Source organism: Avibacterium endocarditidis, assembly GCF_002921145.1.
Classification (GTDB): domain Bacteria; phylum Pseudomonadota; class Gammaproteobacteria; order Enterobacterales; family Pasteurellaceae; genus Avibacterium; species Avibacterium endocarditidis.
This window is the reverse complement of record NZ_PQVI01000106.1, coordinates 1-13,459: the sequence shown is the minus strand read 5'-3', so window position 1 is coordinate 13,459 and position 13,459 is coordinate 1. Positions and strand designations below refer to the sequence as shown.

At 42.3% G+C, this 13,459-nt stretch carries 11 protein-coding genes and 2 pseudogenes; 3 read left to right on the top strand and 10 right to left on the bottom strand.

Going from position 1 to position 13,459, the window contains the following annotated elements; all coding sequences use genetic code 11:
- Positions 1-45: 45 nt before the first annotated feature.
- From dnaX to seqA, 10 genes and pseudogenes are all read right to left on the bottom strand, one after another.
- Positions 46-2,199 carry a DNA polymerase III subunit gamma/tau gene (gene dnaX, locus C3Z13_RS08480; RefSeq protein WP_103855631.1) on the bottom strand — a complete coding sequence of 718 codons (2,154 nt, stop codon included), beginning with the start codon at positions 2,197-2,199 and terminating at the stop codon, positions 46-48.
- A 21-nt stretch (positions 2,200-2,220) separates the two neighbouring features.
- The gene (gene apt / locus C3Z13_RS08475; RefSeq protein WP_103852691.1) at positions 2,221-2,763 is read right to left on the bottom strand and encodes an adenine phosphoribosyltransferase; all 543 of its coding nucleotides are present in this window, start codon (positions 2,761-2,763) and stop codon (positions 2,221-2,223) included.
- Positions 2,764-2,844: 81 nt separating this feature from the next.
- Entirely contained in the window at positions 2,845-3,801 is a 957-nt protein-coding gene (gene lpxM, locus C3Z13_RS08470; protein ID WP_103855630.1) for a lauroyl-Kdo(2)-lipid IV(A) myristoyltransferase, read from the bottom strand.
- A 10-nt stretch (positions 3,802-3,811) separates the two neighbouring features.
- A pseudogene (locus C3Z13_RS08465) lies at positions 3,812-4,575 on the bottom strand (TSUP family transporter).
- A 41-nt stretch (positions 4,576-4,616) separates the two neighbouring features.
- On the bottom strand, positions 4,617-5,474 hold the full coding sequence (gene mepA, locus C3Z13_RS08460; RefSeq protein WP_103855629.1) for a penicillin-insensitive murein endopeptidase: 858 nt from the start codon (positions 5,472-5,474) through the stop codon (positions 4,617-4,619).
- Positions 5,471-6,553: a chorismate synthase gene (gene aroC / locus C3Z13_RS08455; RefSeq protein ID WP_103855628.1), complete on the bottom strand. Its 1,083-nt coding sequence runs from the start codon at positions 6,551-6,553 to the stop codon at positions 5,471-5,473. The genes mepA and aroC overlap by 4 nt, the downstream gene beginning before the upstream one ends.
- Before the next feature lie 20 nt (positions 6,554-6,573).
- On the bottom strand, positions 6,574-7,443 hold the full coding sequence (locus C3Z13_RS12375) for a mechanosensitive ion channel domain-containing protein (protein ID WP_245872601.1): 870 nt from the start codon (positions 7,441-7,443) through the stop codon (positions 6,574-6,576).
- A pseudogene (locus C3Z13_RS08450) lies at positions 7,368-9,730 on the bottom strand (mechanosensitive channel MscK). Before C3Z13_RS08450 ends, C3Z13_RS12375 begins: the two are co-directional and overlap by 76 nt.
- A gap of 153 nt (positions 9,731-9,883) precedes the next feature.
- Positions 9,884-11,302 (bottom strand): o-succinylbenzoate--CoA ligase, encoded by a 1,419-nt coding sequence (gene menE / locus C3Z13_RS08445; protein WP_103855627.1) that lies wholly within the window; start codon positions 11,300-11,302, stop codon positions 9,884-9,886.
- Between the two features lie 11 nt (positions 11,303-11,313).
- Positions 11,314-11,943, bottom strand: a complete 630-nt coding sequence (seqA, locus tag C3Z13_RS08440; RefSeq protein WP_103855626.1) for a replication initiation negative regulator SeqA — start codon at positions 11,941-11,943, stop codon at positions 11,314-11,316.
- Positions 11,944-12,022: 79 nt separating this feature from the next.
- Here seqA and C3Z13_RS08435 point away from each other — a divergent pair, with 79 nt between their 5' ends.
- The 3 genes from C3Z13_RS08435 to C3Z13_RS08425 all read left to right on the top strand — a co-directional run.
- Entirely contained in the window at positions 12,023-12,808 is a 786-nt protein-coding gene (locus C3Z13_RS08435; protein WP_103855625.1) for an alpha/beta fold hydrolase, read from the top strand.
- 126 nt (positions 12,809-12,934) lie between these two features.
- On the top strand, positions 12,935-13,222 hold the full coding sequence (gene ybfE / locus C3Z13_RS08430; protein WP_103855624.1) for a LexA regulated protein: 288 nt from the start codon (positions 12,935-12,937) through the stop codon (positions 13,220-13,222).
- Between the two features lie 2 nt (positions 13,223-13,224).
- Positions 13,225-13,459: flavodoxin domain-containing protein (locus tag C3Z13_RS08425; RefSeq protein ID WP_181022041.1), on the top strand; the 235-nt coding region annotated here is incomplete at its 3' end.

Sequence of the window (13,459 nt, the reverse complement as noted above, 5' to 3'; positions counted from 1 at the left end):
TTTTCACCGCACTTTATTTTTAGGTATAAAATGCGTTTCAAATGCTTAAACTGGTCGAACACTATCAAGCTCTAATACGCCACCAAATTCTTCACAAAGGCGTTGCAAACGTTCATCTGCTTGTAAATTTTCTCGCGCTTGATCGCTTAGCTCTTGGTAGATTTGTTTGCGATAATCCATTGGTGTGAGTTGCTGAAAATCGGTATTCACGTCCACAGAAACAGCCATATCTTGCTGATAAAATTGGCTGAGGGCATTTTGTAATTGAATACGCAGTTTTTCATTATTGAGGTGCAATTTATCTTGACGCAAGCCTAAGCGAATTTGCTTTTCATCTTGGCTTAAAATCACGCAATTCATTGCCATTTGCTTTGCCAAGCCTGAAATATCTAGTTGCTCAATAATTTCCGTCCATTTGTCCTGTGCTTTTGCCATTGTAAGCACTTTTTCTTTTAATTCTGGTGTGGTGTTTTCCAAAATGGCTTTGCGGATTTCTGACGGGCTGGCACTATCCTGCTCCTCCGCCATTGCTGGATTGCTCCAATTCCAACGGTAGTTTTCGGGCAAATTGAGATCTTCTTCCTGATCAAGATCAGGAGAAAAATCTGACGAATTTTGCACCGCACTTTCACCCACAGGCTCACTCACTAGCGGAATCATTGCCGCTGATTGAGATGGAGCTTGAGAAATAGAGGAGTGAGAAACAGACGGCTGAGAAACCTGATGAGTAGCTCGTGCCGTATTTTTTTGCTGAGTAAATTTGCGCTCTACCACAGGCAAGCTGATCTCTTGCGAATGAGAAACCGCTGGCTCTGAAATTAACTTTGCGTTATTGGCATTAGTGTTTTTTTTTTCGCTCGTTGTAGGCTTAGAAAGCTGATCTAACGCATCAAGCACATCTAAAGTAGAGTTGCTTACTGGCGAAGATGAATGACTTTGTGTGGAACGAATTGGCTGTCTAGCAGACGGCATTGTTTTGGTTTGTGGCGCTGAATTTGCTTTGATCTGTTGTGATACAACAGGCATCTCCACTAATTTTGCCGGATTTTGCACCGCACTTTGCGCAGAATGATTACGCTCATTCACTTGTTCCACTGGCTGCATAGCAGGAGCTGCTTGGATTAATTTAGGGTGGAAAGCTAAAGCACGCAATAAAATCATTTCCACACCCATTCGCTGATTTGGTGCGAAGGCAAGCTCTTTTTGTCCGTTTAAAATAATCTGATAGAAAAATTGCACATCTTCTGGTGGAAGATGTTTCGCCAAAAAGCCGATATAGCTTTCATCACTAATTTGCGCTTGTGGTAATAATTGACACATTGCAATTTTATGCAGATTTTCGGCCACCGCTTTTAGCAGTTCATTCCAATCGCTGCCTTTTTCCGCCACCGCTTGAATGGCTTTCATTAAGGCTTCACCATTGCCCTGCTGTAACGCGTACAAAATATCAATAGGCTGGCTGTCATCAAGCAAGCCGAGCATTGTATTTACCGCATCAAGACTGATGTTGCCGTTGCTCATTGCAATGGCTTGATCGGTTAAACTTAAGCTATCACGGATACTGCCTTGTGCCGCTTTAGCTAATTTTTCAATGGCAAGGGGTTCAAAGGGGATCTTTTCTTGCTGCAAAATAAAGGACAAATGATCGGCAATTTGTTGCTGATCGAGTGCTTTAAGGTGAAATTGAATACAGCGAGATAAAATGGTGATCGGCAATTTCTGCGGATCAGTGGTTGCCAGCAGGAATTTGACATATTCAGGCGGTTCTTCAAGGGTTTTCAGCAAGGCATTGAAAGAATGGCGAGAGAGCATATGCACTTCGTCAATCAAATAGACTTTATAACGCCCTTGCACCGGTTTGTATTGCACATTGTCGAGCAATTCGCGGGTGTCTTCGACCTTAGTGCGTGAAGCAGCGTCAATTTCAATGAGATCGATAAAGCGCCCTTCTTCAATGGCTTTACAATGTTCGCAAACGCCACAAGGATTGGCCGTTACGCCTTCAACGCAATTTAACCCTTTCGCAAATAAACGAGCAATAGAGGTTTTCCCCACGCCACGCGTACCGGAAAAAAGATAGGCGTGGTGCAGGCGATTTTCATTTAGTCCGTTAGCAAGTGCGGTAAGAACAGGTTTCTGCCCTACCACATCGGAGAACTTTTGCGGTCGCCATTTTCTTGCTAAAACTTGATAACTCATTCCTTGCTCGCTTAGGATAAATTAGTGGCCTTCAAAATTCACTAATGAGAACGGGGTTACCCCTAAATTGCGTAAGCGTTGTTCGCCGCCAAGTTCTGGCAAATTAATCACGAACGCCGCATTTTTCACTTCACCACCAAGACGTTCAACCAACTTCACGGTGGCTTCAACCGTTCCGCCTGTGGCTAATAAATCGTCAATAATCAATACGTTATCGCCCGATTGAATAGAATCTGTGTGAATTTCTAAGGTGTCTTGCCCATATTCTAACTGATAGGATTGCGCAATGGTTTCACGCGGCAATTTCCCCGGTTTACGCACTAATACAAAAGGAATATCTAAGGCTAATGCCACTGGCGCACCAAAAATAAAGCCACGGCTTTCTGTGCCGATAACTTTGGTGATGCCTTTGTCTTTGTATTGTGCCACGATTAAATCAATGGTCGCCTTGAACGCCGCTGGGGTTTCCACAAGGCTTGTAATATCACGAAAGATAATGCCTTCTTTCGGGTAGTTTGGAATGGATTTGATCGATGATTTAATCAGTTCTAATTGTTTGTTCATTTTATTACCTAAAGTGCGGTCAAATTTTCGACCGTTTTGCATAAAAAAGAGCGGCACGCATATTACCACAGATTATTAAATTTAACGATAAATATCCGCACCATCTTTTCGGGTTTTTAATAAACGCAAAATCCACACATACTGCTCTGGCGTTGGGGTAACAAATTGCTCAATTTCTTTGTTCATTTCCCGTGCCATTTGTGCAGGCTCTTCGCTAATTGGCATTGGTGGGTGAATTTCCATTTCATATTTACCACGCTCTGCGTTATAGCGCGGAAACATTGGGATCACCACAGCTTTTGCCAATTTTGCCATTTTATTCAAGCCCGGCAAGGTGGCCTTATAAGTGGCAAAAAAATCTGCATATTCACTTAATTCTTCGCCATAATCTTCATCAGGCAAATAATACCCCATTTCGCCTTTTTTTACTGCATTAAGAAAAGGTTTTATGCCATTTTGTCGAGCGTGCATTTTGCCACCAAAACGCTGGCGTGTCATCGTCCACAGCCAATCGACCAATGGGTTACGGTGGGGATTATACATTGATGTCATTGGCATTCCGTAAGTATGCAAAATGATCCCCGAGGCATCAATCGCCCAGCCGTGCGGCACCATTAAAATAATATTATGCCCCGCTGCTTTAGCTTGCTGAATATATTCAAGGCCGATAAATTCACTGCGTTGTTGTAGATGTTTTTTTGAACGCAACGCAATTTCACCAATGCCCAGCATCACTTGGCTGACGGTGATAAACATCTCATCAATTACTTTTTCGCTCTGCTGTTCTGTCCAATCAGGAAAACAATATTGCAAATTTACCCTTGCGCGATGACGTTGTTTTTTCGCTTTTTGTCCAACGAGCAAGCCTATTTTCGCCGCGATCTTATCCCTTAAGCGAAAAGGCACAAAAGCGAATAGTGCCAAGGCAAAAATACCAAGCCAAACGCCCCAATATTTTGGCAATAAAAACGCCCATTGCCATTTGGGTTCATAGCCCACGCGAGCGGTTAAGCGTACATCATCATTTTGTTGTGTCATAAAACCTCAACTAACCGAACCAGCCTTGATCATAAGCCATTTTGGCAGTCATAATAAAAGACATTATCACCACCATCGGGCGAATTAACTGTTTGCCTTTGCTTAGCACCATTTTCGCGCCTAAATTTGCGCCGATAATTTGTCCTAACATCATTACCAGCCCAGCTTCCCACCAAATTTGTCCACCAATAAGAAATAACAAAAGTGCGGCAATATTTGAGGTGAAATTTAGCACTTTGGCGTGAGCTGTGGCCTTCGCAAGATTAAAACCAAGCAACGTAACAAAAACTAAACTTAGTAATGAGCCTGTTCCCGGCCCGAAGAAACCGTCATAAAAACCAATTCCAAATCCTGCACTAAAGGCAAAAGTGGCGTAAGAAATGCGTTTATGCCGATCTTCATCACCTAAATTTGGGGTGAATAAAAATACAAGCCAATGGCTAGCACTAAAAATGGAATGACTTTTTTAATCAACGCACTATCCACTAACTGAATAAGGATCGTGCCAAGCACTGCGCCGATAAAGGTCATTAGCACGAGCAGCCAAATTTCTTTTAAATCCACCGCTCTTTTGCGTAAAAAATAAAAGCTCGCGGAAAATGAGCCGCCGCAGGCCTGCAGTTTGTTCGTGCCTAATGCCATTGCAGGGGGAACGCCTGTCATCAATAAGGCAGGAATAGTGATTAAACCGCCACCGCCAGCAATTGCGTCAATAAATCCTGCAATAAATGCCACTAAAAATAATAACGCAATGAGATTTAGGCTGATTTCCATTTTTCGCTCCTATTTTCGCTCTTATCTTGATACGCTAAGGCTTATTCCAACCATTCGCTTTGGTTTGGCGCGTGGCTTACTTGCTGGCATAAAAATGGTTCAGGTGGACGCGCTTTGGGTTTGCTTGTTCCTGTTGAAGGTTTCGCTGGCTTAAACCAAGAATATAGCTCATCACCACAGCCCTCGCCTGCTGGGACGGGCGCTTGATTTTCGCAGTAAGTCGCACCTTTCGGGCAAGTTAAGCGAACGTGAAAATGGGAATCGTGTCCAAACCACGGACGAATTTTTTGCAACCAACTGCGATCGCCGCGCACCGTTTGGCATAATTTCAATTTAATTGCAGGATTAACGAAAATACGCGCCACTTGCTTATCTTGCGCCGCTAAACGAATTAAATTGGCGTGATTGTCATTCCATACGGAATCATCAACACGTTGCGCTTTGCGATCCACCACTAACAAGCCCATTCCCGCTGGATTTTGTGCATCTTTATCGGATAAACGCCCTAAGCGTAACCAAATATCTGCGTCCAAGCCCATTTGGTGGCTGGCGTGTCCCGTTAAAAAGCGTCCGCCCCCCGGCATTGCGATATCGCCGATAAGCATTGTTGGAATGCCTGCTGATTTAGCTTTTTTGCCTAAACGTTGCAAATAGGCAATCATATCTGGGTGTCCGTAATAGCGATTTTTGCTGGTACGGATCACTTGATAACCCTCGCCATTAAAAGGCAAAGGTTGCGCGCCGATAATACAGCCATTGCTATAAGATCCCACTGGGGTTGGCTCGCCTGCAATAGGGCGTTTGACTTTCTGCCAATATTCAGGGCCTGCCATTGCGCTGCTCGCAGAAAAAATTCCGCAAAAAAGCACCGCACTTAATAATTTGGTTAAATTTTTCATTTACATTGTGCCTTAAATCTTAATAGGTGATCGAGTAAAACAATGGCGGTCATTGCTTCCGCGATTGGCACGGCGCGAATGCCAACACAAGGATCGTGGCGACCTTTGGTGATCACTTCCACGGGTTCATTGTTAAGATTGACCGAACGCCCTGCAATGGTAATGCTCGAAGTAGGCTTTAACGCAATGGTCGCAATAATCGGTTGGCCCGAGCTAATGCCGCCTAAAATTCCCCCTGCGTGGTTAGAACAAAAACCTGCTGGCGTCATTTCGTCACGATGCTGTGTGCCTTTTTGCTCCACCACCGCAAAGCCATCACCAATTTCCACGCCTTTCACTGCATTAATGCCCATTAACGCGTGTGCCAAATCCGCATCAAGGCGATCGAAAACTGGTTCACCTAAGCCTACTGGCACATTTTCTGCCACCACGGTTAATTTAGCGCCGATGGAATTGCCTTCTTTTTTTAACTCACGGATTAATTCATCAAATTTTTCCACCGCACTTGGATCGGGGCAGAAAAATGGGTTGCTGTTTACTTGCTGCCAGTCAATTTGAGCAATGTTTTCTACCGTTTTCGGATCAATTTTCACTGAGCCAATTTGCGAAAGATAACCACGCACTTCAATGCCAAAATGTTCACGCAGATATTTTTTCGCGATTGCCCCAGCGGCCACACGCATTGCTGTTTCGCGAGCGGAAGAACGTCCACCACCACGATAATCACGCAAGCCGTATTTTTGTTGGTAAGTATAATCAGCGTGACCGGGGCGGAAACGATCTTTGATTTCACCATAATCTTGCGAGCGTTGATCGGCATTTTTGATGATCATTCCAATGCTCGTGCCTGTGGTTTTCCCTTCAAATACCCCTGAGAGAATTTGCACTTCGTCATCTTCCCGTCTTGGTGTGGTGTAACGTGAAGTACCGGGTTTACGGCGATCCAAATCTGGCTGAATGTCCTGTTCTGAAAGTTCAAGCTCCGGTGGTACGCCGTCCACAATACAGCCCAAGGCAACGCCGTGGGATTCACCAAAGGTGGTTACGCGAAAAAGTTGTCCAATACTGTTTCCTGCCATTATTTTTCCTTATTTATTCCTTATGATTTCGCTAAATTTTCTGACACGATTTTTATTTCTTGCGATGTGGTTGGATTTTTAATGAACACATCAAGCTGATTGAAGGCAATTTCCACATTATGCGCGGCAAATAGCTCATCAATACGGCGATTCACATAATCGATGGTTCGGGTGCGTTCATTTAGGTTACCCACATAAACACGCAGTTCGTGATCCAAGGTACTTGCGCCAAAAGTTAAGAAGTATGCCACAGGCTCTGGATCTTTCAAAACATATTCACATTCATCAGCGGCTTGCAATAATAAACGTTTCACTAATTCTAAATCTGAGCCATAAGCCACGCCTACGCTTAACACCACGCGCGTCATTGAATCAGTCAATGCCCAGTTGATCAAGCGTTCTGTTACGAAAGCTTTATTTGGCACGATCACTTCTTTTTTATCAAAATCGATCAAGGTGGTAGAACGAATACGGATTTTCGATACCGTGCCTGAATATTCACCAATGGTTACCACATCGCCAATCCGCACCGGGCGTTCAAATAAGATGATAATCCCCGAAATAAAGTTGGCGAAAATTTCTTGTAAACCGAAACCTAAACCTACCGAAAGTGCGGCAAATAACCATTGCAATTTTGACCACGACATTCCTAACACGGAAAACGCTGCGCCGCCGCCAATAGCAATAATAAAATAGGTCAGCAAGGTGGTGATGGTATAAGGCGTTCCTTGCGAAAAACTCATTCGTGAAAATACTAAAACTTCAAGCAAGCCGCCAATATTTTTCACTAACGCATAAGTACCGATGATAATAATCAAAGCAAATATAAATTCAGTAAGGTGATGGATTCGCTCACCGTGCCAGTTTCTGTTACCACCTGTTGTTGCCACAAGGTTACCCCTTCTAAATAATAGGCAACGGTGATGAGATCAGACCACACCCAATAAAATAAGCCAAATAAGGCTAGCCATAATAAGAGATCCACCACGCTTTTCACTTGGCTTTTCACTTGCGAAATAGCTAAGCTTTCTTCGCGTGAATAATCAGAGTTCAGATCATTATTATTGTCTTCTTTTTGCGCTTGTTGTGCTTGAATTTTCTCTTGTAAGCGTCGGTAGGCAAGCCGTCTTGCCGATACAGTAAAGCCACGATACACCACATCGCGCGCAATCATCCAAATTACCAACACAAAATAAGAGGAGATCAAATGTTCCATCAAATTCAGTGCGGTGTAATAGTAACCCATTACGATCAACACGATTAATGCGATCGGTGCGATCACTAATACAATGCGTGAAAACTTGAATAAATAGCTCCGCTCTCCCGCTTGTTCTTGGGTTTTCTGATAAATGCTTACTGCATAGCGTAAACGTGGCCCTACGATGAAAAGAGAAATCACTAAAATTGAGATGGTTAGCACTTCACCAATAACATCATTGGTAATTCCTGCATCTAAATTCGTAAAAATAGATGCATTCAGCCATAACGCATAAATCCAAACAGAACGTTTAGAAACAGAATAAAACAGCTGCACATTAGATTGCGGCATATTAAAGTGGCGATAGGCTAATCCATTAGGACGGAGCATTGCCAAGATAAAAGCAAAAATAGCCAATACCCCGCCATTCTGAAAGACCACACCCAAAATGGTTCTGGCTTCTCAAAACAGATCGAGGCAATCAGAATTAAGGCTGACAAGAAAATGAAGGTAGAACGCAAGCATAAAATTAGCGTCCAAAAAATCGCTTCTGGTGTATAACGTTGTCGCTCGCCTTTTAACGTGTTGATCTTACTATTGATATAAGCCAAACGTTGAGTGATTTTCTCTTTTCGCCATTGAATAAGTGCGGTGAAAATCATTAATAAAATAACTAACACTGCGGTTGGCAGCAAGTTGTCTTTCCAGTTAGAAAAATTGATTAAACGCTTAATATCTTGCAACTGATATTTCACTTTTGGCAAGAAATTGGTAAACCAATCCATATCCAACGGCGGATTACTTCTCACCCAGAAACTTTGCTGTTGTAATTTTCCCTGCAAGGCATCACTAATTGCGGTAACCTGTTGCTGATTTAATTCAATATTAATGGCTAAATTTAGCTGATTATTCAAATTCGTAATAGAATCTGATAATAATTTACGCCGCTCTTGCAAAATTGTCGTAAGCTGGCTTTTTTCATCATCAGTTAAATGGGTATTCGTGCTTTTTTCTAAATTAGAAATATAACTTTGGGTATCGTATAAATTATCCCGCAACTCTGTTAAATCAAAAATCTGTACGCGTAAATCGGTGATTTGTTTTGGCAAACCACGGATCATTTGATCCTGTGGTAACAGTTGTTTTTGCTTATTAATAATGCGCGAAAGCACCAATGTGCCTTGCAACGCACTAATTTGTTCATTAATGTTCCGTTCTGTTTGTTGCAAATTATCCAGCACGCTCTTTATTCTCAAACTATCTTGTGATAGTGCATTTAGCTGAGCGGTTTGTTTCACCAAATCTTGGCTAATTCGCACATTTTGGTTTTGCTGTTCTACAATAATGGGATTGCTATCTTGTACATTCGTTTGCGATTGCTTTAACTGTTCTGCTTGTTGGCGAGTTTCTTGCAAATTCTTTTCATTAATCACCTCTTGCAACATAGAAAGCTTAGTTTGCAACTGTTGTTGCATCAAATTTTTTTGCTCTAATTGGATTGTATAAAGCGAGGTAAGATCATTGTTGCCCTGCAACAACATTTGGTTATAGGTGTTTTGTAAACCGATCAAGACCAGTTCAGTTTCTAATTTCGTTTTTTCAACCGAATCTGCTGCTGTAATGCCAAATAGCAATTTATCAATTTCTTGTGAACGAATTAAATTTGCACTCAAGGCAGACTGCGCACGCTCTGGTGCAGCTCGCTGACTTACTAACTGCGCATTAATTGCTAGCAAATCCGTCTGGATTTGTTGCAAATTTTGTTGCGTGGCAATAGATTGCGTTTGTAAATCGGTAAGTGATAATTTCTCGAAATCTTGTAACGTAACAGGAGCGGCATTTTTTAATTTATCCACCGCAACTTGTAAATCTGCAACCTGTTTCGGGGCGTTATCCACCAATTTACTTAAAGCAGCGTTATCGGCTTTTTGCTTTTCAATATTTCCAAGCAAAGTGAGCGTTTCCTCTAGGTTTTGCACCAAGATTTTATTATTCACATCACTTTGATCTGACTCTTTCGCCGCAGCAAGCTGTGTTTGAATATCCGCTTCTTTTGGTAACGCCGCCCAACTTGCAGAAGCCCAAATCAAGGACAGAAAAAAGATCGCAAAATACGCTCAATCAGTTTCATTTTATTTTCCTAGTAATTCTTTTAACGCCATTTTTAACGCATTGCGTGAAATTTTAATTGTTCCCTGTTGCTGGCATTGTGCCACATCTAGCGGAAAATAGTGTATGGGTTGCTTAAATTTTTCTAATCTTGTGGCAAGCCAAATGCGTAAATTTTCCACCGCACTTTGGCTAAATCCATTAGCAAACTCAACCATTGCTGCAGGTCGCTGACCAAATTCACTGTCCTCCACTGGCAAGATAAACACTTGTTTTATTTCAGGATAATGCAAGATTATCCGTTCAATCTCTTCAGGCTGAATGTTCTCACCGCCTGAAATAAACATATTGTCTAAACGCCCTAAAATGCGTAACTCGCCATTTTTCCATTCGCCTAGATCTTTGGTATGAAGCCAGCCGTCTTGTTGCACTAAGGGGAATATTTCGCCCTGTTGCCAATAGCCTAGCCCTAAGCCTGCGCCACGCAAACAAATTTCACCATCAATGAGTTCAAGTTCTCGCCCTTTAAGTGGCAAGCCCACACCATTATATTGATCGCTTTTTTTCGCGCAAACCGTGGACGCCATTTCCGTCATTCCATAGCCTGAATAACAAGTCAGCTGATATTGCGCGGCTTGTTGTGTTAAAGCAAGGGGAATATGGCTACCGCCCAATAAAATATGTTGCGTTTGAATAGTTTGTTCAGGGCGTTGTTGTAAATAAGCGATAAACCGTTGCAATTGGGTTGGCACAAGGGAAAGATGAGAAACGCTAGCCGCTTCCGTATAAAAATCTTCATTTGGTAAATGCAGCCTTGCCCCTGCGTACAGCCAGCGCCACACAATGCCTTGGCCCGAAACGTGATATAAAGGCAAAGAAAGCAACCACGCATTTTCAGCCCCAAACGCCATTAACTCACACACGCCTTGCGCATTATCCAAATGCCCTTGTACAGTATGCACCACGGCTTTAGGGTTGCCCGTTGAACCTGATGTGAGCGTCATTGTAGCTGGGCGGTTGGGATCGTAATCCACCATTGCCTGTTCTTTTAATGCGGAAAAAAAATGTGGCAAGTCCGATGAAATCAAAAGTGCGGTGCAATTTTGCAACGTTTTTTCGCCCTTAGGATCGTAATAAAACGGCACTGCTGCATTTTCACATAATTGCGTGATCTTTTCTGCGGGAAAGGCAGGATTAATCCCCAGCACTCTTGCACCAAGCTGAATCCCTGCCAAATAGGCAAGCAATAAGGCAAAACTATTTTTTCCGCACAATGCGATGCCATCGCCAGCGTTTACCCCTTGCTGAGAAAACGCATAAGCCACAGCATTAATTTTTTCGCTAAGTTGTCGCCAAGAAAAAAGTTCGCCTTGCTCATTACGCAAGGCTACTTTGTGTTGATAATCAGGCTGAGCGGCATAATGTTGCCAAAGATATGTCATTGTAATGCCAATTAATTTGCAGTGAAAAACGACCGCACTTCTTCTATTAATTCTTCTGGCAAGTGCATTGATTGCATCGCCCCTTCCAGCATTAACATCTTGCGCCCGCTGTTCGTATTGGTGATCACCCAATATGGTGTATCAGGGATTTGTTTTGGCTTAGTGTGATTACCCGCCATTAATAACGTACCTTCATCACGTGCAAAATAAACCCGCGTACGGCCTTGTAAGGATTCCGTAGCCTGCGCAAAACTTTCTGGATTGGTGCGATACAGCACACGTAAAATAGCTAAGAAACGTACCACTGCTTTGCTTTCTTGCTGGAAATCGGCAGACTGGAGCAACTCACGAACTTTCCCTACCACTTTTTGGATTGATTCTTGTGGCTGTTTTCTTCTTGTTACTTTTTCTTGCGTTACAGGCTTTTCTTCATTTTTCTCTTTAGATGAAGGTGTATTAGGCATTTCCACCACTGATTGCTTATTGGCGGAAATCGCTGGCTCAGAAGAAAGCCCATTGTCCGCACGCACGCTGGGGAAATTGAGTAAACGGCGTAAAATATCAGACGCACTTTCCCCAATGGATTGTGTGTTACTTGCAATGTACTGATAGAGTTCTTCATCTACTTCAATAATTTTCATTTTTTCACTCCAGTTGCTTGATCTCTTTACGCTTTTGCAACATTATAGCGATTTATTTCCAAATACTCACGCAAAAATTATGTCGCAAACACAATTACTCAATTTTCAATTTCATCAATTAAAACAACCTACTAGCAACCCTACCTTAGTTTTTATTCACGGCTTATTTGGCGATATGAATAATTTAGGGGTGATCGCACGTGCTTTTTCGGAACATTACCCTATTTTACGTGTAGATTTACGCAATCACGGACAGAGTTTTCATTCTGAATCAATGAATTATGAATTAATGGCAGAAGATCTATTGGCGACCATTGAACATTTAGAGCTAAAAAAAGTGATCTTAATCGGCCATTCTATGGGCGGAAAAACCGCAATGAAAGCCGCCGCACTTCGCCCTGATTTAGTGGAAAAATTGATCATTATTGATATTGCACCCGTGAAATATGGCGAACACGGCCACGATAGTATTTTTGCTGGATTATTTGCGGTTAAAGCCGCGCAACCTGAAACTCGCCAACAGGCCAAACCAATTTTAAGCCAACATATCCCGCAAGAAAGCATTCAGCAATTTATGCTGAAATCTTTTGATGGCCAATCAGCGGAAAAATTTCGCTTTAATTTAACCGCACTTAAACAAAATTATGCCAATATTATGGATTGGCAAACTTGTTTTTACCCCAACCCTACCCTATTTATTAAAGGTGGGCAGTCGGATTATATTCAGCCAGAATATAGTGAGCAGATTTTAGCACAATTTCCGCAAGCCACGTCCTTTACCATTAACGGCAGCGGACATTGGGTACACGCGGAAAAACCAGAAGCTATTATTCGCATTATTCAGCGTTTTTTAGATAGCCAATGACAATCTCACCAATCAAAGGTTGAGGGTTTTAATCAACTATGAATTGTGATATAGTTCGCGGTCATTAGTAGTTGTAGCTTATCATTCTCAATTAGCTACATTTTAACCAGTTCAGTGATTTGAAAAATGGCAAAACAAGATGCAGATTGCATAACCTTAGATCTGTTTGCTAACACACCCAAAGTGGGACGCCCAAAAACAAATCCGCTGACCAGAGAACAGCAGCTCCGTATCAACAAACGCAACCAGCTTAAACGGGATAAATCCTGCGGGTTAAAGCGTGTTGAATTAAAATTACATACGGACATTGTTCAACAATTAGAAGATTTAGCGTCTGTACAGCGTGTTAGTCGTTCAGAGTTAATCGTAACGATTTTACAAGAATATTTTAAATTTCAAGAACATAGGAAATAAAAATGGCTATCGTTGGTTTATTTTATGGTAGTGACACGGGCAATACTGAAAACATTGCACGAATGATTCAAAAACAATTAGGCTCAGAAGTGGTGGATATTCGTGATATCGCCAAAAGCACAAAAGAAGATATCGAAGCCTATGACTTTTTAATGATTGGTATCCCAACTTGGTACTATGGCGAAGCACAGTGCGACTGGGACGATTTTTTCCCAACCTTAGAAGAAATTGACTTCA

Coding starts and splice junctions, on each gene's coding strand:
- lpxM (WP_103855630.1), bottom strand. CDS start 3,801: ATGACACAACAAAATGATGATGTACGCTTAACCGCTCGCGTGGGCTAT.
- menE (WP_103855627.1), bottom strand. CDS start 11,302: ATGACATATCTTTGGCAACATTATGCCGCTCAGCCTGATTATCAACAC.
- aroC (WP_103855628.1), bottom strand. CDS start 6,553: ATGGCAGGAAACAGTATTGGACAACTTTTTCGCGTAACCACCTTTGGT.
- dnaX (WP_103855631.1), bottom strand. CDS start 2,199: ATGAGTTATCAAGTTTTAGCAAGAAAATGGCGACCGCAAAAGTTCTCC.
- mepA (WP_103855629.1), bottom strand. CDS start 5,474: ATGAAAAATTTAACCAAATTATTAAGTGCGGTGCTTTTTTGCGGAATT.
- seqA (WP_103855626.1), bottom strand. CDS start 11,943: ATGAAAATTATTGAAGTAGATGAAGAACTCTATCAGTACATTGCAAGT.
- ybfE (WP_103855624.1), top strand. CDS start 12,935: ATGGCAAAACAAGATGCAGATTGCATAACCTTAGATCTGTTTGCTAAC.
- apt (WP_103852691.1), bottom strand. CDS start 2,763: ATGAACAAACAATTAGAACTGATTAAATCATCGATCAAATCCATTCCA.
- C3Z13_RS08435 (WP_103855625.1), top strand. CDS start 12,023: ATGTCGCAAACACAATTACTCAATTTTCAATTTCATCAATTAAAACAA.